Origin of the sequence: uncultured Nocardioides sp., from assembly GCF_947488025.1 — a bacterium.
GTDB lineage: Bacteria > Actinomycetota > Actinomycetes > Propionibacteriales > Nocardioidaceae > Nocardioides.
The window spans coordinates 209,879-233,855 of sequence record NZ_CANKYS010000008.1 but is presented as its reverse complement, the minus strand read 5'-3'; the positions used below and the strand labels follow the sequence as shown (position 1 = coordinate 233,855).

Annotated in this window: 21 protein-coding genes; 13 read left to right on the top strand and 8 right to left on the bottom strand. The window is 72.7% G+C overall.

Translation table 11 applies throughout. The features are described 5' to 3' along the window. Window positions 1-86: 86 nt before the first annotated feature. Complete coding sequence (locus Q1B24_RS14815) at window positions 87-1,613, bottom strand: leucyl aminopeptidase (RefSeq protein WP_299930194.1); 1,527 nt, start codon at window positions 1,611-1,613, stop codon at window positions 87-89. Between the two features lie 47 nt (window positions 1,614-1,660). Between Q1B24_RS14815 and gcvT the strand changes: the two genes are divergently transcribed. From gcvT to Q1B24_RS14790, 5 genes are read left to right on the top strand one after another with little or no spacing between them, the layout of a single operon-like run. Further along, a complete protein-coding gene (gene gcvT / locus Q1B24_RS14810; protein ID WP_299930191.1) occupies window positions 1,661-2,770 on the top strand; it encodes a glycine cleavage system aminomethyltransferase GcvT in 1,110 nt (369 codons plus the stop codon). Between the two features lies 1 nt (window position 2,771). Continuing rightward, window positions 2,772-3,023 carry a hypothetical protein gene (locus Q1B24_RS14805; protein WP_299930188.1) on the top strand — a complete coding sequence of 84 codons (252 nt, stop codon included), beginning with the start codon at window positions 2,772-2,774 and terminating at the stop codon, window positions 3,021-3,023. A gap of 3 nt (window positions 3,024-3,026) precedes the next feature. Next, window positions 3,027-3,893, top strand: a complete 867-nt coding sequence (locus Q1B24_RS14800) for a hypothetical protein (RefSeq protein WP_299930186.1) — start codon at window positions 3,027-3,029, stop codon at window positions 3,891-3,893. A 32-nt stretch (window positions 3,894-3,925) separates the two neighbouring features. Further along, complete coding sequence (locus Q1B24_RS14795) at window positions 3,926-4,717, top strand: class I SAM-dependent methyltransferase (RefSeq protein ID WP_299930183.1); 792 nt, start codon at window positions 3,926-3,928, stop codon at window positions 4,715-4,717. Window positions 4,718-4,747: 30 nt separating this feature from the next. Beyond that, window positions 4,748-5,557 (top strand): thymidylate synthase, encoded by an 810-nt coding sequence (locus Q1B24_RS14790; RefSeq protein WP_299930180.1) that lies wholly within the window; start codon window positions 4,748-4,750, stop codon window positions 5,555-5,557. Window positions 5,558-5,570: 13 nt separating this feature from the next. Here the strand turns inward: Q1B24_RS14790 and Q1B24_RS14785 are convergent, their stop codons facing one another. Then, window positions 5,571-5,702, bottom strand: coding sequence for a hypothetical protein (locus tag Q1B24_RS14785; protein WP_299930177.1), 132 nt, complete (start codon window positions 5,700-5,702; stop codon window positions 5,571-5,573). Between the two features lie 96 nt (window positions 5,703-5,798). On the opposite strand from Q1B24_RS14785, the gene Q1B24_RS14780 reads away from it, so the two are divergent. From Q1B24_RS14780 to Q1B24_RS14770, 3 genes are all read left to right on the top strand, one after another. Beyond that, entirely contained in the window at window positions 5,799-6,293 is a 495-nt protein-coding gene (locus Q1B24_RS14780; protein ID WP_299930174.1) for a dihydrofolate reductase, read from the top strand. Beyond that, window positions 6,290-6,637 carry a GntR family transcriptional regulator gene (locus Q1B24_RS14775; RefSeq protein WP_299930171.1) on the top strand — a complete coding sequence of 116 codons (348 nt, stop codon included), beginning with the start codon at window positions 6,290-6,292 and terminating at the stop codon, window positions 6,635-6,637. The genes Q1B24_RS14780 and Q1B24_RS14775 overlap by 4 nt, the downstream gene beginning before the upstream one ends. 302 nt (window positions 6,638-6,939) lie before the next feature. Next, window positions 6,940-7,350 carry an NUDIX domain-containing protein gene (locus tag Q1B24_RS14770; RefSeq protein ID WP_299930168.1) on the top strand — a complete coding sequence of 137 codons (411 nt, stop codon included), beginning with the start codon at window positions 6,940-6,942 and terminating at the stop codon, window positions 7,348-7,350. A gap of 7 nt (window positions 7,351-7,357) precedes the next feature. Here the strand turns inward: Q1B24_RS14770 and Q1B24_RS14765 are convergent, their stop codons facing one another. Together Q1B24_RS14765 and Q1B24_RS14760 are read right to left on the bottom strand one after the other, a co-directional pair. Next, a complete protein-coding gene (locus tag Q1B24_RS14765) occupies window positions 7,358-8,161 on the bottom strand; it encodes a nucleotidyltransferase domain-containing protein (RefSeq protein ID WP_299930163.1) in 804 nt (267 codons plus the stop codon). A gap of 39 nt (window positions 8,162-8,200) precedes the next feature. Then, entirely contained in the window at window positions 8,201-8,533 is a 333-nt protein-coding gene (locus Q1B24_RS14760) for a TfoX/Sxy family protein (protein ID WP_299930160.1), read from the bottom strand. A gap of 164 nt (window positions 8,534-8,697) precedes the next feature. On the opposite strand from Q1B24_RS14760, the gene dapA reads away from it, so the two are divergent. From dapA to Q1B24_RS14745, 3 genes are all read left to right on the top strand, one after another. Beyond that, window positions 8,698-9,588, top strand: a complete 891-nt coding sequence (gene dapA, locus Q1B24_RS14755) for a 4-hydroxy-tetrahydrodipicolinate synthase (protein WP_299930157.1) — start codon at window positions 8,698-8,700, stop codon at window positions 9,586-9,588. 30 nt (window positions 9,589-9,618) lie between these two features. Beyond that, complete coding sequence (locus tag Q1B24_RS14750; protein ID WP_299930155.1) at window positions 9,619-11,304, top strand: ribonuclease J; 1,686 nt, start codon at window positions 9,619-9,621, stop codon at window positions 11,302-11,304. Between the two features lie 73 nt (window positions 11,305-11,377). Next, window positions 11,378-13,159 (top strand): GAF domain-containing sensor histidine kinase, encoded by a 1,782-nt coding sequence (locus Q1B24_RS14745; protein ID WP_299930151.1) that lies wholly within the window; start codon window positions 11,378-11,380, stop codon window positions 13,157-13,159. On the opposite strand, the gene cydD is transcribed toward Q1B24_RS14745, so the two are convergent. From cydD to Q1B24_RS14730, 3 genes are read right to left on the bottom strand one after another with little or no spacing between them, the layout of a single operon-like run. Further along, complete coding sequence (gene cydD, locus Q1B24_RS14740) at window positions 13,119-16,478, bottom strand: thiol reductant ABC exporter subunit CydD (RefSeq protein WP_299930148.1); 3,360 nt, start codon at window positions 16,476-16,478, stop codon at window positions 13,119-13,121. The genes Q1B24_RS14745 and cydD overlap by 41 nt on opposite strands. After that, complete coding sequence (gene cydB / locus Q1B24_RS14735; RefSeq protein ID WP_299930145.1) at window positions 16,475-17,497, bottom strand: cytochrome d ubiquinol oxidase subunit II; 1,023 nt, start codon at window positions 17,495-17,497, stop codon at window positions 16,475-16,477. The genes cydD and cydB overlap by 4 nt, the downstream gene beginning before the upstream one ends. 41 nt (window positions 17,498-17,538) lie before the next feature. After that, window positions 17,539-18,987 (bottom strand): cytochrome ubiquinol oxidase subunit I, encoded by a 1,449-nt coding sequence (locus Q1B24_RS14730; RefSeq protein WP_299930142.1) that lies wholly within the window; start codon window positions 18,985-18,987, stop codon window positions 17,539-17,541. Window positions 18,988-19,078: 91 nt separating this feature from the next. Between Q1B24_RS14730 and Q1B24_RS14725 the strand changes: the two genes are divergently transcribed. Next, window positions 19,079-19,480 carry a BlaI/MecI/CopY family transcriptional regulator gene (locus Q1B24_RS14725; RefSeq protein ID WP_299930139.1) on the top strand — a complete coding sequence of 134 codons (402 nt, stop codon included), beginning with the start codon at window positions 19,079-19,081 and terminating at the stop codon, window positions 19,478-19,480. 11 nt (window positions 19,481-19,491) lie between these two features. After that, window positions 19,492-20,358 carry a M56 family metallopeptidase gene (locus Q1B24_RS14720; protein ID WP_299930135.1) on the top strand — a complete coding sequence of 289 codons (867 nt, stop codon included), beginning with the start codon at window positions 19,492-19,494 and terminating at the stop codon, window positions 20,356-20,358. Between the two features lie 71 nt (window positions 20,359-20,429). Here the strand turns inward: Q1B24_RS14720 and Q1B24_RS14715 are convergent, their stop codons facing one another. Further along, window positions 20,430-23,918 carry a M4 family metallopeptidase gene (locus Q1B24_RS14715; protein WP_299930132.1) on the bottom strand — a complete coding sequence of 1,163 codons (3,489 nt, stop codon included), beginning with the start codon at window positions 23,916-23,918 and terminating at the stop codon, window positions 20,430-20,432. Window positions 23,919-23,977: the final 59 nt, after the last annotated feature.

Here is a 23,977-nt window from a genome sequence, read left to right as displayed (position 1 = left end):
TAGCCGTCGTCTACCGCGGCGGAGTCGTCCTGCGCGCCATCACGATCTGGCTTCGCCAATAGGGAGACACGCCCTAGCCCCTCGGGTCAGTCCCGGGACCCGCCCTCGGCGAGCGAGCGGGCGATCTCGACGAGGGTGGTGACCCCGAAGCCGGTGGCGCCCGCGGGCACGTGGCCGTAGGGGCTGCCGAGGTTCATCTCCTTGCCGGCGATGTCGAGGTGGGCCCACGGGAGCCCGCCGGTGAACTCGCGCAGGAACGCCGAGGCGTAGAGCCCGCCGCCCCAGCGCACCCAGTCGTGCTGGAGGAGGTCGGCGACCTTGGAGGAGGTGATGCGCTCCTTCATCTCCTCGGGGATCGGCATCGGCCAGTGCTGCTCGCCGGCCGCCCGGCCTGCGGCCAGGACGACCTGCACCTGCTCGTCGGTGCCCATCACGGCCCCGACCTTGTCGCCCAGCGCGAGCTGCATGTGGCCGGTCAGGGTGGCGATGTCGACGACGAGGTCGGGCTCCTCGAGCACGGCGAGCGACAGCGCGTCGCCCAGCAGCATCCGGCCCTCGGCGTCGGTGTTGGCGATCTCGACGGTGGAGCCGTTGTGCATGGTGATGACGTCGCCGGGACGGGTGGCGGTGCCCGACACCATGTTCTCGGCCATCGGCGCGAAGGCGGTCACCTTGACCGTCAGGCCCAGCCGGGCGACGGCGAGGGTGGCGGCGACGACGCTGGCCGCACCGGCCATGTCGCCCTTCATGTTGACCATGCTCGACGACGGCTTGATGGTGAGGCCGCCGGAGTCGAAGGTGACGCCCTTGCCGACCAGGGCGAGGTGGGCGACCGCGTCCTGCGGTGCCCAGGTCAGCTTGACCATCCGCGACGGCGCCTCGGAGGAGTCGCCGACGCTGAGGATGCCGCCGCAGCCCATCTCCGCGAGCTGCTCGTGGTCGAAGACCTCCAGCTTCACCTTGGGCGCGCCGCGTCCCTTGGTGACGTCCTTGTGCGCGGCCGTGACGAGCTCGGCCAGCAGCGGGGGAGTGCAGTCGCGGGGCGGGGTGTTGACCCAGTCGCGGGTCAGCGCGACGGCGTCGGCGAGGACCTCCGCGCGCTCGAGCGCCGCGACGGCGTCGGCGCGGCGGGCGATGCCGGTGAGCACGACGACGTCGTTGGGCTCGGTGGTCTCGGACTTCGCCGACTTGTAGGCGGTGTACGTGTAGCCGCCGAGGCGGTGCCCCTCGACCACGGCGGCGACCAGCTCGGGGGTCTCGCTCGGCAGGGCGAGCGCGACCGACGCGGCGTTGGGGACGTTGCGGGCCGCGACGCCCGCGGCACGGCGTACGGCGATGGGGTCGGTGGGGTCCTCACCCAGGCCCACGAACACGAGCAGGGGCGCGTTGACCTCGTCGCGCGTCGGCGTCCGGACCGCCTCACCGGCCTTGCCGGTCACCCCCATCGTGGAGAGGAAGGGGCGGAGCCGGCGACCGTACGCCGCACTGACGTCCGCGGCGGCGTCGCACAGCCGCGGCCCCTTGGGGCCGGCGACCACTCCCACGACGACGGCGTCGGCTCGGGTCTTGGCGGGGCTGGCACTGCGGAGCGCGTAGGAGGTCACCCGGGGCATGTTAGGGGAGGCCTGACACGCTCCGGTGCTGCGGTAGGTTCGGCGCCATGGCCGGATCGCTCAAGCAGTCGCCCCTCCACGACCGTCACGAGGCCCTCGGTGCGAAGTTCGCCGAGTTCGGCGGGTGGTCGATGCCGCTGGAGTACCCGACCGGCGTCGTGAAGGAGCACACGGCCGTCCGCGAGGCGGTCGGGATCTTCGACGTCAGCCACCTCGGCAAGGCGATGGTGTCCGGTCCGGGTGCCGCCGACTTCGTCAACGCCACCCTCTCCAACGACCTCGCCAAGATCGAGCCCGGCAAGGCGCAGTACACCCTCTGCCTCGACGAGTCCGGCGGCATCGTCGACGACCTCATCGCCTACTGGCACGACGACGAGCACGTGCTGCTGATCCCCAACGCGGCCAACACCGCCGAGGTGGTGGCCCGCCTCACCGCCGCGGCGCCCGACGGGGTGAAGGTCCGCAGCCACCACGACGACTACGCCGTGCTGGCCGTCCAGGGCACCCGCTCCGACGAGGTGCTCGAGAAGGTCGGGCTCCCGACCGGCCACGACTACATGTCCTTCGTCGAGGCCGAGCTCGGCGACACCGGCGTCGGCGTCGTCGTGTGCCGCACCGGCTACACCGGCGAGCGCGGCTACGAGCTGGTCGTGGCCAACTCCGTGGCCGGTCAGCTGTGGGACGAGCTCATGGCCGCCGGCGAGGAGTGGGGCATCACGGCGTGCGGCCTCGGCGCCCGCGACACGCTCCGCACGGAGATGGGCTACCCGCTGCACGGCCAGGACATCAGCCTCGACACCAACCCCGTCGAGGCGGGGCTGTCGTGGGCCGTGGGCTGGAAGAAGGAGGCCTTCTGGGGCCGTGACGCGGTGCTCGCGGTCAAGGAGGCAGGCCCGAAGCGGCGCCTGCGCGGGCTCATCGCTGTCGGCCGCGGCATCCCGCGCCCAGGCATGGGCGTCACCCTCACCCACGACGTGCCGCTCGCCGACATCACCTCCGGCACGTTCTCCCCGACGCTCAAGAAGGGCATCGGCCTCGCGCTGGTCCCGACCATGGTCGCCGCGGACGCTCAGGTCGGCGTCGACATCCGCGGCCGGCGCGAGATCTTCCAGCTCGTCAAGCCGCCCTTCGTCGACCCCTCGGTGAAGGAGTCCTGACGTGCTGCCCGGCCAGCCGCCGACGTTCCGCCAGCCCTCGGCCTCCGAGCGGCCGTGGTGGTGGCGCCTGGAGGACGCGTCCGGCGAGGCCCTCGAGGTGGCCGGCCACTCCGACCAGCGCTTCGCCAACCAGGGCGACGCCGAGTCGTGGGTGGGCGAGATCTGGGCCGACCTGGCCGAGCACGGCGTGGCCGCGGTGACGTTGTTCGAGCACGACCGGCAGGTCTACGGACCGATGTCGCTGAGCGCCTGAGGCGTGTCGGACCGGTCGGACTTCGCGACGTACGTCGACGCGCGGTGGCCCGACCTCGTCGGCGCCCTCGAGGACGAGGGCGTCCCGGGCGATCGCGCGCGGCTCGCGGTCGCCGAGGCGCTGCTGGCCGCCCGGCGGTCGTGGGAGCGCCGGGTGCGCGAGGAGCAGGTCGACGTCACCCTGTGGGCGGAGGTGCGCGACCGGGCGGCCCTGCCCGGTCGGCCGGGCGAGCCGGTGCCCCACGCCGTACGGCCGCGCGACCCCCGCGACGGGCCGGAGGAGTGGCTCGAGCGCGCGGACCGGCTGCGCGCCGCGCGTCGTCGACGGGGAGCGCGCCGCGGCGTGATCGGCCTCGCGGTCGTGGCGGTGCTCGCTGCGGGGTGGGGGTGGTGGGCCGCGCGCCCGGACCCGCCGGCCGTGCGTGAGGAGGCGAACCCGCTGCCCGTCGCCTGGTACGCCGAGGGGGAGCTCCACCTGCAGGACGTGGTGGTCGAGCTCCCCGAGGTCGAGACGTTCGTCGCCGACGTCACCGACCGTGCCGCCGTGGTCGCGCGGCTGCGGTCCGGCGAGGTCGTACGGGTGGACGCCGAGGGCGAGGTCGAGCCGGTCGACGAGGCGCCGGACACCCTCGACGCGGTCCCGATCCCGCCACCCGTCCGCGGGATCGGCCCGTACGACGTGCTGGTGGAGAGCGTTCCCCTGGCCGGCGGGGGCTGGGCCCACTTGGTCGACTCCGCGCGCCGCGCCGGCTCCCAGGACGCGCTGCGGCAGTCGGAGACGGGTCGCCGCGCCGTGGTGGTGTGCCCGACCGAGTGGACGTGCGAGCAGCCGGTCACCGTCGTCGCCGGCGGGACGGTCCGGTTGCGCTGACCCGACGGTCCCGGCCGCTAGGGTCGCGCCTCGTGGCTGAGGCACTCTGGACAGGCGTGGCGCAGGCCTACGCGCGCAGCTTCGCCGGCCTGTGCGCCGGCGCCGTCCCGGTGCTGCTCGCCGACCTGCCGCGAGGCGGCCGGCTGCTCGACGTCGGGTGCGGCACGGGTGCGCTGGTGCACGCCGCCCGCGAGGCGGGGCACGACGCGGTCGGGGTCGAGCCCGACCCGGAGATGGCGGCGCTGGCGTCGGCCGCCCTCGGCGCCGACGTCGCGGTCGCGGGCCTGCCGGTCCTGCCCCTGGCCGACGACGGCTTCGACACCGTGACGGCGTCCTTCGTGCTCAACCACGTGGACGACCCCCGTGCCGGGGCGCGCGAGCTGGCGCGGGTGGCCGCTCCGGGCGGCACCGTGCGCGCGACGATCTGGGGCACGACCCCGCCGCCGCAGGCGGTGATGTGGAGCGAGCTGCTCGACGCCGCCGGTGCCACCCGTACCCCGTCGCCGCGACTGCCTGCGGAGCGCGACTTCGAGCGCTCGCCCCACGGACTGGCCGGGATCCTCGAGGAGGCCGGGCTCGCCGTGACCCACGCCGGCACGCACGCGTGGCGGTGGCGCGTGGCCGCCGACGACCTGTGGGCGGGGCTGACCTCGGTCGGCAGCTTCGGCGTGCTGTGGCGCGACCAGGCCGATGACGTGCGAGCCCGCGTGCGGACGGCGTACGACGCCCTCGACGCGCGGTGGCGCGACGGCGCGGACCCGGACGGGGACCTCGCCTTCGACGTCGTGTGCGTCGTCGCCGAGGCGCGCGTGCCGCGCACGTAGGAGGGTCGTGGGAGGTCGTAGAGTCGTCCCGTGCGCGCCTACCTCGACCTCCTCCAGCGGATCCTCGACGAGGGGGTCGAGAAGACCGACCGCACCGGCACCGGCACGTTGAGCGTCTTCGGCCACCAGATGCGGTTCGACCTGTCCGAGGGGTTCCCGCTCGTGACCACCAAGAAGGTGCACACGCGCTCGGTCTTCGGTGAGCTGCTGTGGTTCCTCCGCGGCGACACCAACGTGAAGTGGCTGCAGGACCGCGGCATCACCATCTGGGACGAGTGGGCCGACGAGAACGGCGACCTCGGTCCCGTCTACGGCTACCAGTGGCGCTCGTGGCCGACGCCCGACGGCCGCCACGTCGACCAGATCTCCCGGCTGGTCGAGGGGATCCGCACCAACCCCGACTCGCGTCGGCACATCGTCTCGGCCTGGAACGTCGCCGACGTGGACGACATGGCCCTGCCGCCGTGCCACACGATGTTCCAGTTCTACGTCGCCCCCTCGGAGTCCGGACCGGGGCGGCTCTCGTGCCAGCTCTACCAGCGCTCGGCCGACACCTTCCTCGGCGTGCCGTTCAACATCGCGTCCTACGCGCTGCTGACCCACATGGTCGCCCAGGTGACCGGTCTCGAGGTGGGCGACTTCGTGCACACCATGGGCGACGCCCACCTCTACCTCAACCACGTCGAGCAGGCGAAGCTCCAGCTCTCCCGCGAACCGCGCCCGCTGCCGCGCCTCGTGCTCGACCCCACGATCACCGAGATCGACGGGTTCGACCTCGAGCACGTCGCCGTCGAGGGCTACGACCCCCACCCGGGCATCAAGGCGCCCATCGCGGTCTAGCGCCCAGTGCGTCCTAGCGACGTTCGAGTGCTTGGCTGACCGCCTTCGCGACGTCGGCCACCAGGCGCGTGTGCCACCGCTCGTGGGCGGTGAGGTCGGCCACGAGGGCGTGGCAGTCGGGGCAGGTCGGGTGCTCTGTGCTCATCGGAGCCTCCAGGGGTCGGGGTTCTTCGTTCCACCGTGACAGGGCCCGGGCCCACGGAACAGGGCCCATGGACCGTCCCTCAGTAGGGTCGGTCCCGTGCTCCGTCCCGACCAGCGCGTCGTCCTCGTCGCCGCCCACGCCCGCAACCGGGTGATCGGCAACGGTCCCGACATCCCGTGGCGGCTCCCCGGTGAGCAGGCCCAGTTCAAGGAGCTCACCTGGGGCCACACCCTGCTCATGGGACGCACCACCTTCGAGTCCATCGGGCGGCCGCTGCCCGGGCGCACGACGATCGTCCTGACCCGCCACGCCGGGTGGAGCCACGACGGCGTGCTGGTCGCCCACACGGTCGAGGAGGCGCTCGACCTCGCCCGGTCGCAGCCCGGGGACCTCATGGTCGCCGGGGGTGGTGAGGTGTACGCCGCGCTGCTGCCCCACGCCACCCACCAGGTGCTGACGGAGGTCGACCTCGAGCCCGAGGGCGACGTGCACTACCCGCAGTTCCCCGCCGACGAGTGGGTGGAGACCCGGCGCGAAGCCTTCGAGGGCTACGAGCGGGTGTGGCTCGAGCGGATGGAACCCGCCGCATGAGGATCATGGTCGACCCCTCGTCCGGCGTCCCGCCCTTCGAGCAGGTGCGGGAGGCTATCCGTGCCCGGGTCGATGCCGGTGAGCTGGAACCCGGCTTCCGGCTGCCGCCCGTGCGCTCGCTCGCGACCGAGCTCGACCTCGCCGCCAACACGGTCGCCCGCGCCTACAAGGAGCTCGAGGCCCTCGGCGTCGTCGAGACCCGCGGGCGGGCCGGCACCTTCGTCGCCGGGTCCGGCGTCGAGCGGTCGCTGCGTGAGGCCGCGTCGTCGTACGCCTCAGTCGTCCGGACCCTCGGGGTCAGCGACGCCGAGGCGCTCGACGCCGTACGCCGCGCGCTGGGCTGAGCGGCCGCGCGGTCACGCCCTGCGCCTGATCCGCCGCCTGCGTCATGCGAGCTCGCACCCATGGCTGCGGATTCGTCTGACGTACGCGGTCCGGACGTCGGGAATGAACTCGGCCGGGCCCTCGTTGGACCGGACAGCTGGCTCCGCATCAAAGCCCCCGGGCCTCACCACCTGCCGCTACGAGCGGCCCTTCGCCGAGAGGCGGCTGACGGACCAGCGAGCAGCATCACGCAGCCACCCGCGGGTAAGCCCCGGTCAGGGTGGCTGCGTGCTGTCCGGGGCAACCTGCGATGCTCGGCCCCATGGACGTCGCCCATGACCGGCACATCGTCGTGGCGGCGGTCGCCCTGGTGCGAGACGGGCACCTGCTGACCGTGCGCAAGCGGGGGACCGAGCGGTTCATGCTCGTCGGCGGCAAGCTCGAGCCGGGGGAGTCGGCGCAGGACGCGGCGCTGCGGGAGACCTACGAGGAGGTCGGGCTCGAGATCGGGTCGGCCACGCTGCTGGGCGAGTTCCACTCGGAGGCCGCCAACGAGCCGGGCCACACCCTGCACTCAACGGTGTTCTGGGTCGAGTCCGACGCCGAGCCGGTCGCGTCCGCCGAGATCGCGGAGGTCCGCTGGACCCCGCTGGACGACCACCCCGACGACCTGGCGCCGATGCTCGAGCACCACGTGCTGCCGGTGCTGCGGGCGACGGCCGGCGAGGTCTGAGCCAGCCTCAGCCGGGGCGGACCTCGAGGAGCCGGAGCTCGTCACCCCAGCCCGCGATCATGTCGGTGGTGCGGGAGTGCCCGCGCGAGGCGTCGTACGCCGAGCACGCCGCGCGGACCCGGACGAAGGTCTCCCGCACCGCGTCGACGTCGCCCTCGAGCGTGCGCTGGACGAGTCCGAGCAGATCGTCGGCGGGCCACTCCTCGATCGGGTGCGTCCGCAGCTCCCAGGCGAGGTACTTGTTGTAGGGGCGCACCCGCCCGGCGATCGCGAAGACCACGTCGAGCAGCCACGGCACCGACTCGGCCGCGTCGAGGCGGGTCTCGAGCGGGCGCCCGTCGCGGTCGCTCTTGAGGGCGCGGTAGGCGAAGTTGATCCAGCCGTCGAGCCGGTCGTGGTCGATAAGGACCGCGTCGGCCTCCTCGGGCGTCAGGGTCGCCTGGCGTCGTAGCGCGGTGACGATCGCGCCGCCCGTGCGGTCGAGCACGACCGGCGCCCATGCGCAGGACCAGCGGTGCCACCAGTCCTCCGTGCCGAAGGCTCCGGGCGCGTCGAGCTCGGACCGCGACCAGGGGATCTCGTCCACGTCCGACGAGTGCGCCGTGGTCCTCTCGGCGGCTGCCTCGTCGCCCAGCACGACGAAGACGTCGAGGTCGGACCGCTCGGTGGCCATGCCACGGCCGGCGGACCCCGACAGCACGAGACCGAGGAGACCGTCGCCGTGCGCGGCGAGATTGCGTTCGGCGAGGGCCGCGACGAGGGCGCAGTCAGCGGCGGTCAGGTGCGCGGGCAGGTCCAGGGACAGCGTCACGGCGCCAGCCAACGCCATCGGTGCGGCGCCGGCAACCGGTTACTTCGGCGGCAGCGTCCGCACGAAGGCGACCCCACGGCCGACCCAGAGCTGCAGCCCGTCGTCGTCGGCGAGCGCGTCGGCGGCGACGAGCAGCCACCCGGTCATGGCGCGCCCGCGCATCTCCATCGGGGCCACCGACGAGCCGTCGACCCACCCCTCGGCGTCGGCCGGGTCGGCGCGCACCATGAGGGAGCCGTCACTGGCGGCCGCGACCGCCATGTGGCCGTCGAGCATGAAGCCGAGCCCGCCGAACATCTTCTTCGACGTCAGCCCCGGCTCCCCGTCGAGGACGTCGTGGATGCGCCGCGCCAGCTCCTCGTCGTACGCCATGCCGTGACCGTAGACCACCCGTCCGACACCGGCTCGCGGCTCGGCGACCACGGCGCGACGGAGGAGGAGCGATAACCTTCGACCATGAGCGAGCGGAGCGAGCGAGTCGAACGGTGCAGTGCGGCACGTGCCTCACGCGCGCACGGAGCGAAGCGAGTACGCGCGTGAGTGTTGCAGTCCCGTTCGGCCGCCTCCTCACGGCGATGGCCACCGCGTTCCACGAGGACGGCAGCGTCGACCTCGACGGCACGGCGCAGATCGCCGCGCACCTGGTCGCCCACGGCAACGACGGCGTCGTGGTCAGCGGCACGACGGGGGAGAGCCCCACCACGTCCGTCGCCGAGGACGGCGAGATCCTGCGGGCGGTCCAGGACGCGGTCGGCGACCGCGCCACGGTCATCGCCGGCGTCGGCACCAACGCGACCGCGCACTCGGTCGAGCTGGCCCGCCAGGCGGAGAAGGTCGGTGTCGACGGGGTGCTGCTGGTCAGCCCCTACTACAACAAGCCCGGCCAGGTCGGGCTGCGCCACCACTTCACGTCCGTCGCCGAGGCGACCGAGCTGCCGGTCATGCTCTACGACGTCCCCGGTCGCACGGCAAGCCTCATCGAGCTCGACACCTACGAGGCGATGCGCCGCTACGACCACGTCACGTCGGTCAAGGAGGCCTCCGGCCTGCTGCCGCGCACGGCACAGCTCGTGGACATGGGCTACGCCGTCTACTCCGGCGACGACGTCGCCACCCTGGGCTACCTCGCCTACGGCGGGGTCGGCCTGGTCTCGGTCGTCGCGCACGCCGCGGGCGACCAGCTCGCGTCGATGATCGACGCCTGGGTCCGCGGCGACCACGCCGAGGCCCTGCGCATCCACACGGCGCTCCTGCCGGCCTTCGAGGCCGTGATGGGCGTCCCCAACTACGGAGCCACCACCGCCAAGGCAGCCCTCGAGCTGCTCGGTGTGCTCGACAACCGCCGCGTCCGCGGCCCGCTCGTCGCGCTCGACGACCACGAGGTCGCAGAGCTCCGCACGGGCCTGGCTGCCGCCGGCCTCATCTGAACTCCTGACCCCCCGAACCCGAGGAATACCTTGAGCCATCCCCACCCCGACCTGAGCGCGCCCGCCCCCCTCCCGGCCGGAGGCCTCCGGGTCATCCCGCTCGGCGGACTGGGCGAGGTGGGCCGCAACATGACCGTGTTCGAGTACGACGGCCGGCTGCTGATCGTCGACTGCGGCGTGCTGTTCCCCGAGGACCACCACCCCGGCGTGGACCTGATCCTCCCCGACTTCGACCCGATCCGGGACCGGCTCGACGCCGTCGAGGCGCTCGTGCTGACCCACGGCCACGAGGACCACATCGGCGCGACGCCGTACCTGCTGCGCGAGCGCGGCGACATCCCGCTCGTCGGCTCCAAGCTGACCCTCGCCCTGCTCGGCTCCAAGCTGCGCGAGCACCGGCTCAAGGAGACGGTCCACTACGAGGTGGCCGAGGGCCAGACCATCACCTTCGGCCCCTTCGTGCTGGAGTTCGTGGCGGTCAACCACTCCATCCCCGACGCGCTGGCGGTCGTCATCCGCACCGGCGCCGGCGTCGTGCTGCACACCGGCGACTTCAAGATGGACCAGCTGCCGCTCGACGGACGCATCACCGACCTCAACGAGTTCGCCCGCCTCGGCGACGAGGGCGTCGACCTGTTCCTGACCGACTCCACCAACGCCGAGGTGCTGGGCTTCACGACGTCGGAGAAGGACATCTCCCCGGTGCTGGACGGGGTCTTCGCCAAGAGCGAGAAGCGGATCATCGTGGCCTGCTTCGCCTCCCACGTGCACCGCGTCCAGCAGGTGCTCGACGCTGCTGTCGCCCACGGACGCAAGGTCGGCTACGTCGGTCGCTCGATGGTGCGCAACATGGCCATCGCCCAGGAGCTCGGCTACCTCACCGTGCCGCCCGGTGTGATGGTCGAGGCGAAGGAGCTCGCCGACCTGCCGCCGCACAAGCAGGTGCTGATCTCGACCGGCTCGCAGGGCGAGCCCCTGGCGGCGCTGAGCCGCATGTCGCAGAACAACCACCACTTCGTGCACCTCGAGGAGGGCGACACCGTCGTCCTGGCCAGCTCGCTGATCCCCGGCAACGAGAACGCCGTCTACCGGGTGATCAACGGCCTCGCCCGCCTCGGCGCCAACGTCGTGCACAAGGGCAACTCGCTCGTCCACGTCTCCGGCCACGCCAGCGCCGGCGAGCTGCTCTACTGCTACAACATCGTCAAGCCGCGCAACGTGATGCCGGTGCACGGCGAGGTCCGCCACATGCGCGCCAACGCCGACCTGGCCCGCGCCACCGGCGTGCAGAACGTCGTCCTGGCCGAGGACGGCGTCGTCGTCGACCTGGTCGACGGCGTCGCCAAGGTGACCGGCAAGGTCGAGGTCGGCTACGTGTTCGTCGACGGCACCACCATCGGCGACGTGTCCGAGGCCTCGATGAAGGACCGCCGGATCCTCGGTGAGGAGGGCTTCCTCTCGGTGATCGTCGTCGTCGACTCGGTGACCGGCAAGGTCGTCTCGGGCCCGGAGATCCATGCCCGCGGCTTCGCGGAGGACGAGTCCACCTTCGACGACATCCGCCAGCCGATCATCGACGCCATCGACGCCGCCGTCGCCGAGGGCACCAACGACAGCTACCAGCTGCAGCAGACCATCCGACGGGTGGTCGGGCGCTGGGTCAACCGTGCTCACCGTCGCCGCCCGATGATCATTCCTGTGGTGATCGAGGCCTGACGGCCCTAGCATCGACGCGGGACCGGCTCCACCCGCAGCAGCGGGGCCGGCAGGCCTGGGTGGGGAGGTGGACATGCCGCGCAGCCAGGGCGCGCTGAGCCGGCTGGCGGAGCTGATGCGCCGCGTCAACTCCTCCACCGACACCGAGGTGATCCTCGAGGAGATCGCGCACGGTGTCGTCGACGTGCTGGGCTACGGCGTCGCGGCGATCGCCCGCCTCGAGGGCGACACGCTCGTGATGACCCACGTGGCCGGCCCGCCCGACGTCGTCGCGCAGATCCTCCACCGCCGCACCCCGGCCGAGCAGATCCTCGACGAGTTCCGCGAGGCCGACAAGTGGGGCATCCTCCGCTTCGTGCCTGCGGGCCGGATGTCCCCGGCGCGGCTGCAGGCGGCGTGGATCCCGGAGTTCCAGCCCACCGGCGACCCGGACGCGTGGCACCCCGAGCACGCCCTCTACGCGCCGCTCTACTCGGCGGGAGGCGAGCTCCTCGGCAACATGGCCGTCGACCTGCCGGCCGACGGCAGGGTGCCCGACGAGGCCGACCGCGAGCTGCTCGAGATGTTCGCCGTGCAGGCCGGCGTGGCGCTGTCCAACGCCCGCGAGCGCGAGCGCCTCACCGACCGCGTGCGTCTGGACCGCATGCTCACCACGGTCGCCGGCGCCGCCACCGCGCAGAACCTGTCCCAGGCGCTCGGCGCCGCCGTGGTCGCCGTCGCCGAGTCGCTCGGCACCGTGCAGACGGTCGTGCGCACCTTCCCCAGCGACGCCCAGGGCAGCCAGCTCGGCGTCGGGACGCCGTACACCTTCACCTCCGAGCACGACGTCCCCGAGATCCGTGAGGACCTCACGCGGCTCGAGGACCTCCCCGTCCTCATCGAGCTCGGCGTCGACGACCCGTCGTCACCGCAGCTGCCCCGCAGCGCCGCCCGGATGCAGGAGCTGATGCGCGGCATGCGGGTGGACCGCGCGCTGGTCTCCCCGCTCGTCTCGCAGGACGACCTGGTCGGCTACCTCGTGCTCGGCTTCGCCCGCCACGCCCGCACCGTGACGGCCAACGAGGCCGACGCCGTGCTCGAGGTGTGCCGACTGCTCGCCCAGACCGTGCGCGCCTCGCGCGTGCTGGAGACCGAGCAACGCCTCGTGCAGGAGCTGCGCGAGCTCGCGCGCTACCGCAGCGAGCTCATCGCGACCATCTCCCACGAGCTCAAGACGCCCCTCACCGCGATCCTCGGACACGCCGAGCTGATCGCCGACCGGCACCCCGACCTCGCCTCGATCGACGCGATCATCCGCAACGCCGGCCGGCTCAACAACCTCGTCGCCAACCTGCTGCACTACTCCCGCATCCAGGGGCGGCGCGAGACCGTGCGGCGCGCGGTCGACCTCTCCGAGCTGTGCGAGGCCAGCGTCGACCTGCTCGACATCCGCGCCAAGCAGGCAGGGGTGCGGCTCCACTTCGACCGCCCGGGACCGGCTCCGGTGATCGTCTTCGGCGACCCCGAGGAGCTCGCCCGGGTGATCGACAACATGGTCGACAACGCCGTCAAGTACACCCCCGAGGACGGCTCGGTGTCAGTGGCGATGACGGTCGGGGACGACGAGGTCAGCGTGCACGTCACCGACACCGGCCTCGGCATCTCGGTGACCGACCAGCAGAACGTGTTCTCGGCCTTCCACCGCTCCACCAACCCCAACGCGCTGTCGGTGCCCGGCACCGGCCTCGGCCTGCCGATCGCGCAACGGATCGCGGAGTCGCACGGCGGGACGCTGAAGGTGTCCTCCGAGCTGGGTCAGGGGAGCACGTTCACCTTCACGCTCCCGCTGCGCTCGCTGCGAGAGCAGGCCGACTGAGCTCGGCGGACCCCGCCTCGAGGTGCACCACCCGGTCCATCTCGTCGAGCCCGACCGTGCCGTGGGTGATCCACAGGATCGACCGGCCGGCACGCCCCGCCGAGCCGAGCATCTCGTGTGCGACGGCCCGCGCGGTGGGTCCGTCGAGGTGGGCGGTCGGCTCGTCGAGCACGAGCACCGGCGGGTCCGCGAGGAGCGAGCGCGCCAGGGCGAGCCGAGCGCGCTCACCCCCGGACACGTCCCGCCGCCCGGCGCCGACGTGGGTGTGGATGCCCGCGGGGAGCGCGTCCACCCACGCCCCGAGGCGGGCCCGCTGCAAGGCGTCGAGGACCTCCTCGTCGCCGGCGTCCGGCCGCGCCAGCCGGACGTTCTCCGCGACGGTCGAGGCGAAGACGTGGGGGTCGTCGTCCACCAGGCCCACCCGGCGGCGTACGTCGTCGAGCGCGAGCCGGCGCAGGTCGGTCCCGCCCAGCAGCACCTCGCCACGGACCGGGTCGATGAAGCGCACCAGGCTGGCGGCGAGGGTCGACTTCCCGGAGCCCGACGGCCCGGTGACCCCCAGGTGCTCGCCGGGCCGCAGGACGAGGCGGTCGAGCGCGAGCACCGGACGCTCGGTCCACCCGAGCTCGGCCCCGCGCACCACGACGTCGTGGCCGGCCGGCACGGGCTCGGGCGAGACGGGGTCGGCCACAGCCGGGGGAGTGGCGGTGAGCCGGTCGAGGCGCCCGCGGGCCGCACGAGCCCGCACCGACAGGGCTCCGGCGTCGGCGAGCCCGCCGAAGGCGTCGGCGAGCGCGAGCGGCACGAGCAGCAGCAGGGCCAGGCGCGCGGGTGACGTGTCCGACAGGTCGACGAGGGCCGCGACGGCGACCACCCCCAGACCGGCCGCGGCGCTCGTCAGGGCGGTGCCCGCGGCGACGGCGCGGGAGGAGCGGCGTACGGCCCGGGCGAGCGCGGTCGACTCCGCGCGGACGGCGGTGAGGGCCCGGTCCGTGGCGCCCCACTGCTCGAGCTCGCGCAGGCCGTGGGCGAGCTCCTCCACCCGGGTCCCGAGCCGGGCCCGGTGGGCGACCAGCAGCGGTTCGGCGGCAGCGGCACCGCGGCGGGCGAGGACGAACGCGAGCCCGCCGGCGGCGGTGACCAGCAGCACGACCGCCCCGGCGAGCGGCGCGACGAGGGCGGTGAGCAGGGCGGCACCCGCGCCGACGAGTGCCGCGGTGACGAGCGGCTGGCGCACCCGGAGCCGGTCGTCGAGCAGGGCGTCCACGTCGTCGACGACACCGGTGAGCAGGTCGCCGCGGCGCGGGCCGAGGCGGCCCGGCACCAGCGGGACGAGGTCGGCGAACACCTGCGCCCGCCGTTCGGCCAGCTCCCGCAGCACGACGTCGTGGCTGAGCACGCGCTCGGCGTGCCGCAGCACCGGGCGCGCGAGCCCGAAGAGACGGACCCCGACGATGGCGACCATCAGGTAGAGGACGGGGGGCTGCTCGCTGGCCCGGGTGATCAGCCAGCCCGCGGTGGCGGTGAGGGCCACACCGGACGCGGTGGACAGCGCCCCGAGCGCGGTGGCGGTCCGCATGCCCCAGCGGGGCCGCCCCTCGTCGTCGAGCGAGGCGCGACCGATGGGCACAGGGGCCGCCGTCGGGTGGCGGCGTACGACCTCCGGCTCGGCCCGGTCGGTGCCGGGAGCCGCCACCGTCGCGGGGACCGGCGCCGGGGCCAGGTCGACCACCCGGTCCGCGGCGGCGAGCACGGCCGGCCGGTGGGCCACCACGACCACCAGGCTGCGTCGGGCCAGCAGCGCGAGGGTGTCGAGCAGGACCTGCTCGGTCTCCTCGTCGAGGTGGGCGCTGGGCTCGTCGAGGAGCACGACCGGTCGACCGGCGAGCACGACCCGCGCCAGCGCGACGCGGGCCCGCTGGCCCGCGGACAGGCCGGCGCCGTCCTCGCCGAGCGGCGCGTCGAGCCCCTGGGGGAGGGCGCGGACGGCGTCGTCGAGGCCGACGCTGCGCAGCGCGTCCCACACCTCGTCGTCGCCGGCCGAGGGGCGAGCGAGCCGGACGTTGGCGGCGATCGTGTCGGCCAGCAGCCACGGCCGCTGGGGCGCCCAGCCGACCAGGCTGCGCCACCACCCCGGCTCGAGGTCGTCGAGCGGCGTGCCGCCGACGCGGATGTCCCCGGCCAGCGGCCGCAGCTCCCCGCGGAGGGTGGCGAGCAGCGTGGACTTGCCGCACCCGGAGGGACCCGCGATCGCGACGAGGCCGCGGTCGGGAAGCTCGAGGTCGAGCGGGCGGGTGAGGGCGGGCCCCGGGGCGTGGCCGATCTCCAGCCCCGACAGCACCAGGCCGGTGGAGGTGGGCAGGGCCGTGCCGGTCCCTCGAGTCTCGGCCCGCGCGAGCAGGTCGTCGGCGTCGGCGAGCGCGGCCGTGCCCTCGGCCGCCGCGTGGAACTCGGCGCCGACGCGGCGCAGCGGCCAGTAGGCCTCGGGGGCGAGCAGCAGGACGATGAGCGCGACCTCGAAGCCGACGCTGCCCGAGGCCAGCCGCAGGCCGACCGTCACCGCGACCAGCGCGACGGACAGCGTCGCGACGAGCTCCAGCACCGACGAGGACGCGAAGGCGACCTTCAGGGTGTCGACGGTGGCGCGCCGGTAGCGGTGGGTCACCGACCGGATGGTCTCCACCTGCGCCGCGGCGCGCCGGTGGGCGACCAGGGTCGGCAGCCCGCGCACCACGTCGAGGAAGTGGCCCGAGAGCGCCTCGAGCTCGCGCCACTGCGTGCGGGCTCGATCGCGGGTGGTGAGGCCGACGAGCACGGCGAAGACCGGCACCAGCGGCAGCGTCAGCGCGACCACGAGGCCGGAGAGCGGGTCGAGCCAGGCGATCGCAGCCAGCGTGACGAGGGGGAGGACCGCGGCGGGCACCAGGGCGGGGAGGTAGCGGGTGACGTAGGGCTCGACCCCGGCGACACCGCGGGTGGCCAGCACCACCAGGCGGGCCGGCGGCAGGTCGTCGCTCCGGCGAGCCGCGTCCAGCAGCCGCTGGCGCAGTGCCCCGGAGACCTCGCCCGCAGCACGGGCCGCCGCCCGCTGACCGACGTACGCCGCCGCGGTCCGCAGCAGCACCAGACCGGCGAACGCCCACGCGGGGCCGTGCCAGCCACCGGCCGGCGGGGTGACCGCGGCGACCACGAGGGCGCCGAGGGCGAAGGCCTGCGCCACCGTCGCCAGGCCGCCGACGACCCCGCTCGCCACCACCAGCGACAAGGCGCCGCGGGCGGGGCGGAGGTGGGGGAGCGCCGCCGGGTCGAGCGGCTTCACGACGCCGGGGTCTCGGCCAGCTCGGCCGTGGGGATGTGGTGCACGGCGATCCGCCGGCGGAACACCCAGTAGGTCCACGCCTGGTAGCCGAGCACGATCGGGGTGAAGACGACCGCGACCCACGTCATCACCTTGAGCGTGTACGCCGTCGCGGCGGCGTTCGTCGTCGTGAGGGAGTACGCCGGGTCCGTGGACGAGGGCATCACGTCGGGGAACAACGCGACGAACAGGCCGATGACGGCGAGGGCGATGGTGACGAAGGTGCCCACGAACGCCCAGCCCTCGCGCCCGCCCATCGCGGCGAGCAGCCCGCCGACGAGCGCGAGCGCAGCGACGACGAACACGACCGCGGAGACCGCGCTGCCGGTCTTCAGCTGGGTCCAGACCAGGAAGACCACGGCGAGCAGGGCTGCCACGGCGCCGATCCGCACGGCCAGGTCACGGGCGCGGTGGCGGATGTCACCGTCGGTCTTGAGCGCGACGAACATCGCGCCGTGCGTGGCGAAGAGGGTCAGCGTGACGAGACCGCCGAGCAGGCCGTAGGGGTTGAGCAGCGTGAAGAGGGTGCCGGTGAACTCCTTGTTGGCGTCGATCGGCACGCCGGCGACGATGTTGGCGAAGGCGACGCCCCAGAGCAGGGCCGGCACGAACGAGCCCCAGATGATCGCGAGGTCCCACCGTCCCTTCCAGGTGTCGTGCCCGCGCTTGTGGCGGTACTCGAAGGCGAGCCCGCGCACGATGAGGGCGACGAGGATCAGCAGGAGGGGGAGGTAGAACCCGCTGAACAAGGTGGCGTACCACTCGGGGAAGGCGGCGAAGGTCGCACCGCCCGCGACCAGCACCCAGACCTCGTTGCCGTCCCACACCGGACCGATCGTGTTGATCATGACGCGGCGCTCGGTCTCGTTGCGGGCGAGCACGGGCAGCAGCATCCCGACGCCGAAGTCGAATCCCTCCAGGCAGAAGTAGCCGACCCACAGCACGGCGATCAGGGCGAACCAGACGGTGGTCAGTTCCATGGTGTCTCTCTCGTCATCAAGCAGGCGGGTCAGTAGGCGGGTCAGTAGGCGAAGGTGAGCGGGGCGTCCTCGTCGTCGGAGCCGCCGACCTTGACGCGGGGCGGCTCCTCGTAGGGATCGGCGCCCTTCTTGATGTAGGTGACGAGGAGCTTGACCTCGATCACCGCGAGCACGGCGTAGAGCGCGGTGAGCACGATGAGGGACGTGGCGGCCTCGAAGACCGAGACGCCCGGCGAGACGCCGGACTCGGTGGTCATCAGGCCGAAGACGACCCAGGGCTGCCGGCCCATCTCGGTGAAGATCCAGCCCCACGACGACGCCAGCGTCGTCGCGATCGGGAGGCTGAGGCCCAGGACGCCGAGCCAGCGGACGCCGGGCGTACGCCCCTTGCGGGTCAGCCACAGGATGAGCGCCGCACCGGCCGCGGCGAAGAACCCGAGGCCCATCATGAAGCGGAACGACCAGTAGGTCACCGGGATCACCGGGGTGTAGTCGCCCTCGGTGAAGGCCTTCGAGGTCGGGTCGGAGCCGTAGGTCTCGGCGTACTCCTCCCGCAGCGGGTTGATGCCCTCGACGGTGCCGTCGAAGGACCCGGTGCCGAGGAACGAGAGCAGGCACGGGACGGTGACGGCGAACTTCTCCTCCTTGCCGTCCGGGGTGCCGACGGTGAACACGGAGAAGGGGGCGCACCTGTCGCTGGTCTCGTAGAGGCCCTCGGCGGCCGCCATCTTCATCGGCTGGACCTCGGTCATCACCTTGCCCTGCAGGTCGCCGGTGATCGCGACACCGAGCCCGGCGAGCAGCGTGACGACCGCACCGATGCGGATCGCGCGGTGGTACATCGGGCGGTCTGCCTCGTGCTTCTTCTTCATGTAGAGGTAGGCCGAGACCCCGAGCAGGAAGGTGCCCGCGGTCATGTACGCCGCGAAGATCACGTGCGGGAACGTCACCACCTGGACCTTGTTGAACATCACCGCCCAGAAGTCGATCAGCTCGGCGCGCCCGGCCTCGGCGTTGAAGCGGTAGCCCACCGGGTGCTGCATCCAGGAGTTGGCGGCCAGGATGAACCACGACGACGCGAGCGTGCCGAGGTGCACCAGCCACATGCAGCCCGCGTGGAGGCCCCTGGGGAGCTTGTCCCACCCGAAGATCCACAGGCCGAGGAACGTCGACTCGAGGAAGAACGCGAGGAGCCCCTCGACCGCGAGCGGGGCGCCGAAGACGTCCCCGACGAAGCGGGAGTAGTCCGACCAGTTCATCCCGAACTGGAACTCCTGCACGATCCCGGTCACCACGCCGATGGCGAAGTTGATGAGGAAGAGCTTGCCGAAGAACTTCGTCAGCCGGAGGTAGTCCTCCTTGCCGGTGCGCACCCAGGCGGTCTCCAGGCCGGCGATGACAGCAGTGAGCCCGATCGTCAGCGGCACGAACAGGAAGTGGTAGACGGTGATGATCCCGAACTGCCAGCGGGCGATCTCGAGGACGTCCATGGGGCCCTTTCGGCGAAGGAGTTACTACAAAGTGTAGTAGATACTACGCCGTGTCGTAGTTCAGCGGTCAGGGCCTCTAGACTCTTGATCCGTGAGTCCAAGGTCCCGGATGGGAGAGCTCGAGCAGGCCGTGCTCGAGGCGCTGTGGGACCTCGACGTGTCCGGCCGCTCCGGCCGCTCGGAGGGCTCGGACGCGCCCGGCGCCAGCGGCCGGGAGGTGCACGACCGGCTCGCCGGTCGCGACCTGGCCTACACGACCGTGATGACGGTGCTCGACCGGCTCGCGCGCAAGGACCTCGTCGTACGACAGCGCGACGGGCGCGCGTTCCGCTACGCGCCGCGGCTCACCCGCGCCGCGATGACCGCCGAGCTCATGCACGAGGCGCTCGAGGGCACGCGTGGTGACCGCGAGCAGGCACTGGTCTCGTTCGTGGGGGAGGCCAGCGTCGAGGACCTTGCCGCGCTGCGTCGCGCCCTCGACGACCTGTCCTGACCGCCGCCGCGATGCCGACCCCTGTCGTCCTCGGCGCGCTCGCTGTGCTGCTGGCCGGCCCGCTGCCGTGGGCGTTCTCGCGGTGGCCCCGGCTCCGTCGTACGCCGGCCGCAGCCATGCTGCTGTGGCAGAGCACGGCGCTGGCGGCGGTCCTGGCAGCGCTCGGCGCCGGGCTCGCGCTGGTGACCGGACGGCTCCGGCAGGGCGCGGCGGGACCGGGCGACGTCGTGGTGGCCGCGCTGGCCGGGGCGATCACGGTCGTGGTGCTGGGCCGGCTGCTGCTGAGCGGACACCGCACGGGCACGTCGCTGCGCCGGATGCGACGGCTCCACCGCGAGCGCGTCGACCTGGTGGCACGGCTCGACGGGGGAGTCTCCGTCCTCGACCACGACGTCCCGGTGGCCTACTGCGTGCCGGGCATGAGCGGCGCGCGCATCGTCGTCTCGCGCTCGACCCTCACCCGCCTGGCCCCGGCCGAGCTCGACGCGGTCCTCGGGCACGAACGGTCCCACCTGCGCGCCCGTCACGACCTCGTGCTGGAAGCGTTCACGGTGCTCCACCTGGCGTTCCCGCGCTGGGTCGCCAGTGCCTCCGCGCGTCGCGAGGTGGAGGTGCTGGTCGAGGTGCTCGCCGACCGGGCGGCCTGTCGCGGCGGCGATCGACGGGCCCTCCTGTCGGCCCTCGTCACGCTGGCGGGCTCGCCCGCACCGGCCGGGTCGCTCGGATCGACGGGACCGGCGCTCGCCGCCCGGGCGGAGGTGCTGGGCGACCCGCGCTCCCACCCCTGGCAGGCAGTAGCGGTGGCCGTGCTGGCCGCGGCCATCCTGGCGCTGCCCACCCTGCTCGTGGTGCTGCCCTGGCTGAACGGCCTCGTCTGAGGGACGCACGAGGGCCCCGGCGGATCGCTCCGTCGGGGCCCTCGCGTGCTGCTGTCAGTCGGTGACCGGGGTCAGCGACGTGTCACGCGGAAGCGGATGCGCTCCTTGCTGGTCCGCACCGTGTCCGAGCCCTTGTACTTGGCCTGCACGACGTGCCGGCCGGGCTTGTAGTTGCGCTTGATCGTGAACACGACCTTGCCGTCCTCGAGGCGCGAGATGCCCATGCGCTTGCCGTCGATCCTCAGCACGACCTTGCCCGCGGGCGTGGTGCCCTCGGCCCCGACCCGAACGACGATCCGGAAGTCCTGCTTGAAGCGCGGCGTGCCGGGCTTCACCTTCACGTCCGTCGTGGAGTCGACCTTGCCCGGGTCGGGCGTCGGGGTCGGGGTGGGAGTGGGGGTGGGCGTGGGCGTGGGCGTGGGAGTGCTGCCCGCGACCACCGTCGCGGTGAACGTCGCCGTGGACGTGGCCAGCGAGCCGCTGCCCTCGTAGGTGGCGGTCAGCGAGTGGGTGCCCACCGGCAGGTCGGCCGGCAGGGCGACCGAGGCTTTGCCGTCCGCAAGGGTGGCCGAGCCCAGCTCCTTGCCCCTGGCGTCGGTCACGGTGACCGTGCCCTCCGGGGCACCGCCGACGGAACCGGCACGCTTCACGGTGACCTCGGCGGTCGACGCGGTGCCGAAGGTGGACGGCTCAGGACGGTGCACCGCCTCGGTCGCGCTGACGAGCTTGCAGTCGACGATCTGCACGTTGTCGACGTACCAGCCCTCGTTGCCGCCACAGCCGTCGCGCCCGATGTCGAAGCGCAGCTGCACGGTGTCGCCCGGCTCGGCGCCGGTCGCGGCGATGTCGACCTGCGACTCGCCCCAGCTGCCCTTGGTCTGGCCACCGTCGGTGCCCGTGAAGCCGGGCTCACCCGCGAGCGGGTTGGTGTTGGTGGCAGGACCGGTGAGCGTGGTCGGCTCGTTGTAGAGGTAGGCAGCCGCCGGGATGGCCGTGAACGGGCCACCGTTGATGCTCATCTTCACGTTGCCACCGTCATAGCCGATCTCCGTGGCGACGTAGTGCTCGAAGGTGAGCTTGGCCGAGCGCAGGCTGTCGGGCAGCTGCACGACCGGGCTCGCGATCGAGTCGCGGCTGGAGAAGTCGCCCGGGCCGTTGACGCACTGGCCCTCGGCGGGGGCGGGGCCGAAGGCCACCTTGCTGGCGTGCGGGTCGCCGGTGCCGGCCGGGGCCGAGTCCACCGACTTCCAGGGCTCGTGGATGCCGCCCTCGAAGACCACCTCGTTGCTGGCGGTCCAGCCGGTCAGGCCGTCTTCGAAGTCCTCGCTCCACAGCACGTCCTCGGTGAAGCCCTCGCCACAGGTGGCGGGGGCGTCCTTGGCGAGCAGGGCCGTGAAGTTGCACTTCACCGGCTCGGTGCGCATCTCGGTCGCGGCCGTGGCGGCCTCGACCGACGCGCAGTCACCCGCAGTGATCGGGGTGGCTGCCACCGGCGCGGCGTCGGGCTGGGTGGTCAGCTTGTTGATGGGCTGGCCGACCAGGTCGACGCAGGACTGCTCGAACGCGTTGGCCGCGTCGATGAAGTTGGACTGCGGCGTGAGGTAGGCGGTCTGGGCGCGCCACCAGATGGCAGCGGCCTTGTCGAGACCGAGGCCGGTCACGGTCTGGCCGTTGTCGGTGCCACCGTCGACGACCAGCGCATAGGCGTGGTTGGGCACACCCGAGTTGCTGTGCACGCCACCGGCGTCGGCGCCGGTCGGGTCGCACTTGTACTCGGCGTCGGTCACCTTGCCCGGGTCGCCGTAGCAGGTGGGGTTCCACATGTCGCGGATCGCGCCGCCGAAGGCCGTGGACTTCTCTCCCATGAGCCAGCGGGTGGTGTCGGGACGCGAGGACGTGTCCTCGGCCTTGACCGCGACGCTGACGGGGTTGGCGGTGCTCTTGAACTTGGCACCGTCGGCCTGGGAGACCATCACGCCGTAGAGCGCAGGGTCACCGGAGAAGCCGGCCGGCGGGTCGACGTTGTTGTTGCCGATCACGATGCCGGTGGCGCCGGCGGTCTTGGCGTTGGCCACCTTCGTGGCGAAGGGGCACGTGCCGCGGTCGACGTAGGCCCACTTGCCCGACACGGCGGTGGCGTTGGTGAATGCGGTGCAGCCGTCGGTGGTGGTGGGACCGGTCGTGTTGGCGGCGTCGCGCGCGACGACGACCTCAGCGGTGATCTCGGTGGTCGGGAACGGCTTGGCGCCGGTCGCGGCCACGGCGACGCACGGACCGGCGAGGCTCGCCGGGGCCGTGATGCGCATGTCGAGGCCGGGAGGCGCGGTCTTGTCGCAGTCGCCCACGGTGCGCTTGGCCTGGAAGTTCTCGCCCTCGTCCTCACGACCGTTGATCAGGTCGAGCGTCTCGCCCCACACGTCGGAGTAGGACTCGTTGAGGGCACCGGACTGGTACTGGTAGATCAGGCCGGAGGTGTACTCGGTGTAGGCGTGGCCCCACTCGTGGGAGACCACGTCGTCGGAGGTGACGCCGTTGCAGTAGTTGGTCGTCACGCCGTTCCAGTTGGCGTTGGGGCAGCTGATCCGCGGGTCGTTGTTGACCGTGCGCATGATGGCGCCGCCGCCGTCGTAGGAGTCGCGACCGAACGCGTTCTCGTAGAGCCAGTAGGACTCACCGGCGGAGTTGACGAGGTTCTGCTGGTCGTTGTTGAGGGTGCCCGGGAACGGGTCGCCCTCCTTCCACACGCGCGTCAGGGACGGCGACTGCGGGGTGCCGGTGGCCTCGTAGAGCTCGCGGCTGAGGGCGTCTTGCACCATCGACCACCGGTTGAGCGCCTTGCCGGTCTGCGCGTCGATGAAGACGGCGTCGCGGACGTTCTTGTCGTTGGTGACCTCGACCTGGTAGGCGAGCACGGCCTCGCCGGCCTCGCCGCGGGTCGCGCCCATGCGGTAGACGACCAGCTCGGTGTCCTGGGGCTCGATGCCGGTCAGGTCGGCGGTCTCGCCGTCGTGGGCCGGCGGGTCCTCGCGGACCAGGCCCACGGCGCGCTTGCCGGCGTCGCTCGCGCTGATGCGCGGGTCGACCGACAGCGACAGGTCGGGGGCGGCGTAGCCGTTGACCGAGGTGAGGTCGCCCTCGCGGTCGACCTGCACGCGCAGCATCGAGCCGAAGACGTCGACGCCCTGGTAGGACTGGGTGTAGGTCGCGGTCCAGCCGGCCGCTGACTTCGTGACCTCGCTGCGGACGAGCTCGCCCGGCCGCGCGCCGAAGTTGGCGGCGTAGCGGTCGAGGTAGGTGTCGGCCTTGCTGGTCGCCGCGGCGAGGGAGTTGCCCTCGACGGACGGGAGCAGGTCTCCGTCGCCCTTGACGCGGATGAAGCCGACCTTCTTGGTCGCCTCCTCTCGCGTGACGGCGACGTCACCACTGGCCCGGTCGGCCATGGCGGCGACGCCGTTGGGGTCGGCCTGTGCGGCCGGTGCTGCCTGCACGCCGATCGTCGGGAGCGCGGCAAAGCCAGCCCCCACGACCGCGAGTGCAAGTCCTCTGTTGAGGAGCTTCACTCTCATTCCTCCGATTTCCGAGTCGCACTCGGAACCAGAGTCGCCCGAGTGACCCGGCT

Coding starts and splice junctions, on each gene's coding strand:
- Q1B24_RS14815 (WP_299930194.1), bottom strand. CDS start 1,613: ATGCCCCGGGTGACCTCCTACGCGCTCCGCAGTGCCAGCCCCGCCAAG.
- gcvT (WP_299930191.1), top strand. CDS start 1,661: ATGGCCGGATCGCTCAAGCAGTCGCCCCTCCACGACCGTCACGAGGCC.
- Q1B24_RS14785 (WP_299930177.1), bottom strand. CDS start 5,702: ATGAGCACAGAGCACCCGACCTGCCCCGACTGCCACGCCCTCGTGGCC.
- Q1B24_RS14775 (WP_299930171.1), top strand. CDS start 6,290: ATGAGGATCATGGTCGACCCCTCGTCCGGCGTCCCGCCCTTCGAGCAG.
- Q1B24_RS14770 (WP_299930168.1), top strand. CDS start 6,940: ATGGACGTCGCCCATGACCGGCACATCGTCGTGGCGGCGGTCGCCCTG.
- Q1B24_RS14760 (WP_299930160.1), bottom strand. CDS start 8,533: ATGGCGTACGACGAGGAGCTGGCGCGGCGCATCCACGACGTCCTCGAC.
- Q1B24_RS14745 (WP_299930151.1), top strand. CDS start 11,378: ATGCCGCGCAGCCAGGGCGCGCTGAGCCGGCTGGCGGAGCTGATGCGC.
- cydB (WP_299930145.1), bottom strand. CDS start 17,497: ATGGAACTGACCACCGTCTGGTTCGCCCTGATCGCCGTGCTGTGGGTC.
- Q1B24_RS14730 (WP_299930142.1), bottom strand. CDS start 18,987: ATGGACGTCCTCGAGATCGCCCGCTGGCAGTTCGGGATCATCACCGTC.
- Q1B24_RS14720 (WP_299930135.1), top strand. CDS start 19,492: ATGCCGACCCCTGTCGTCCTCGGCGCGCTCGCTGTGCTGCTGGCCGGC.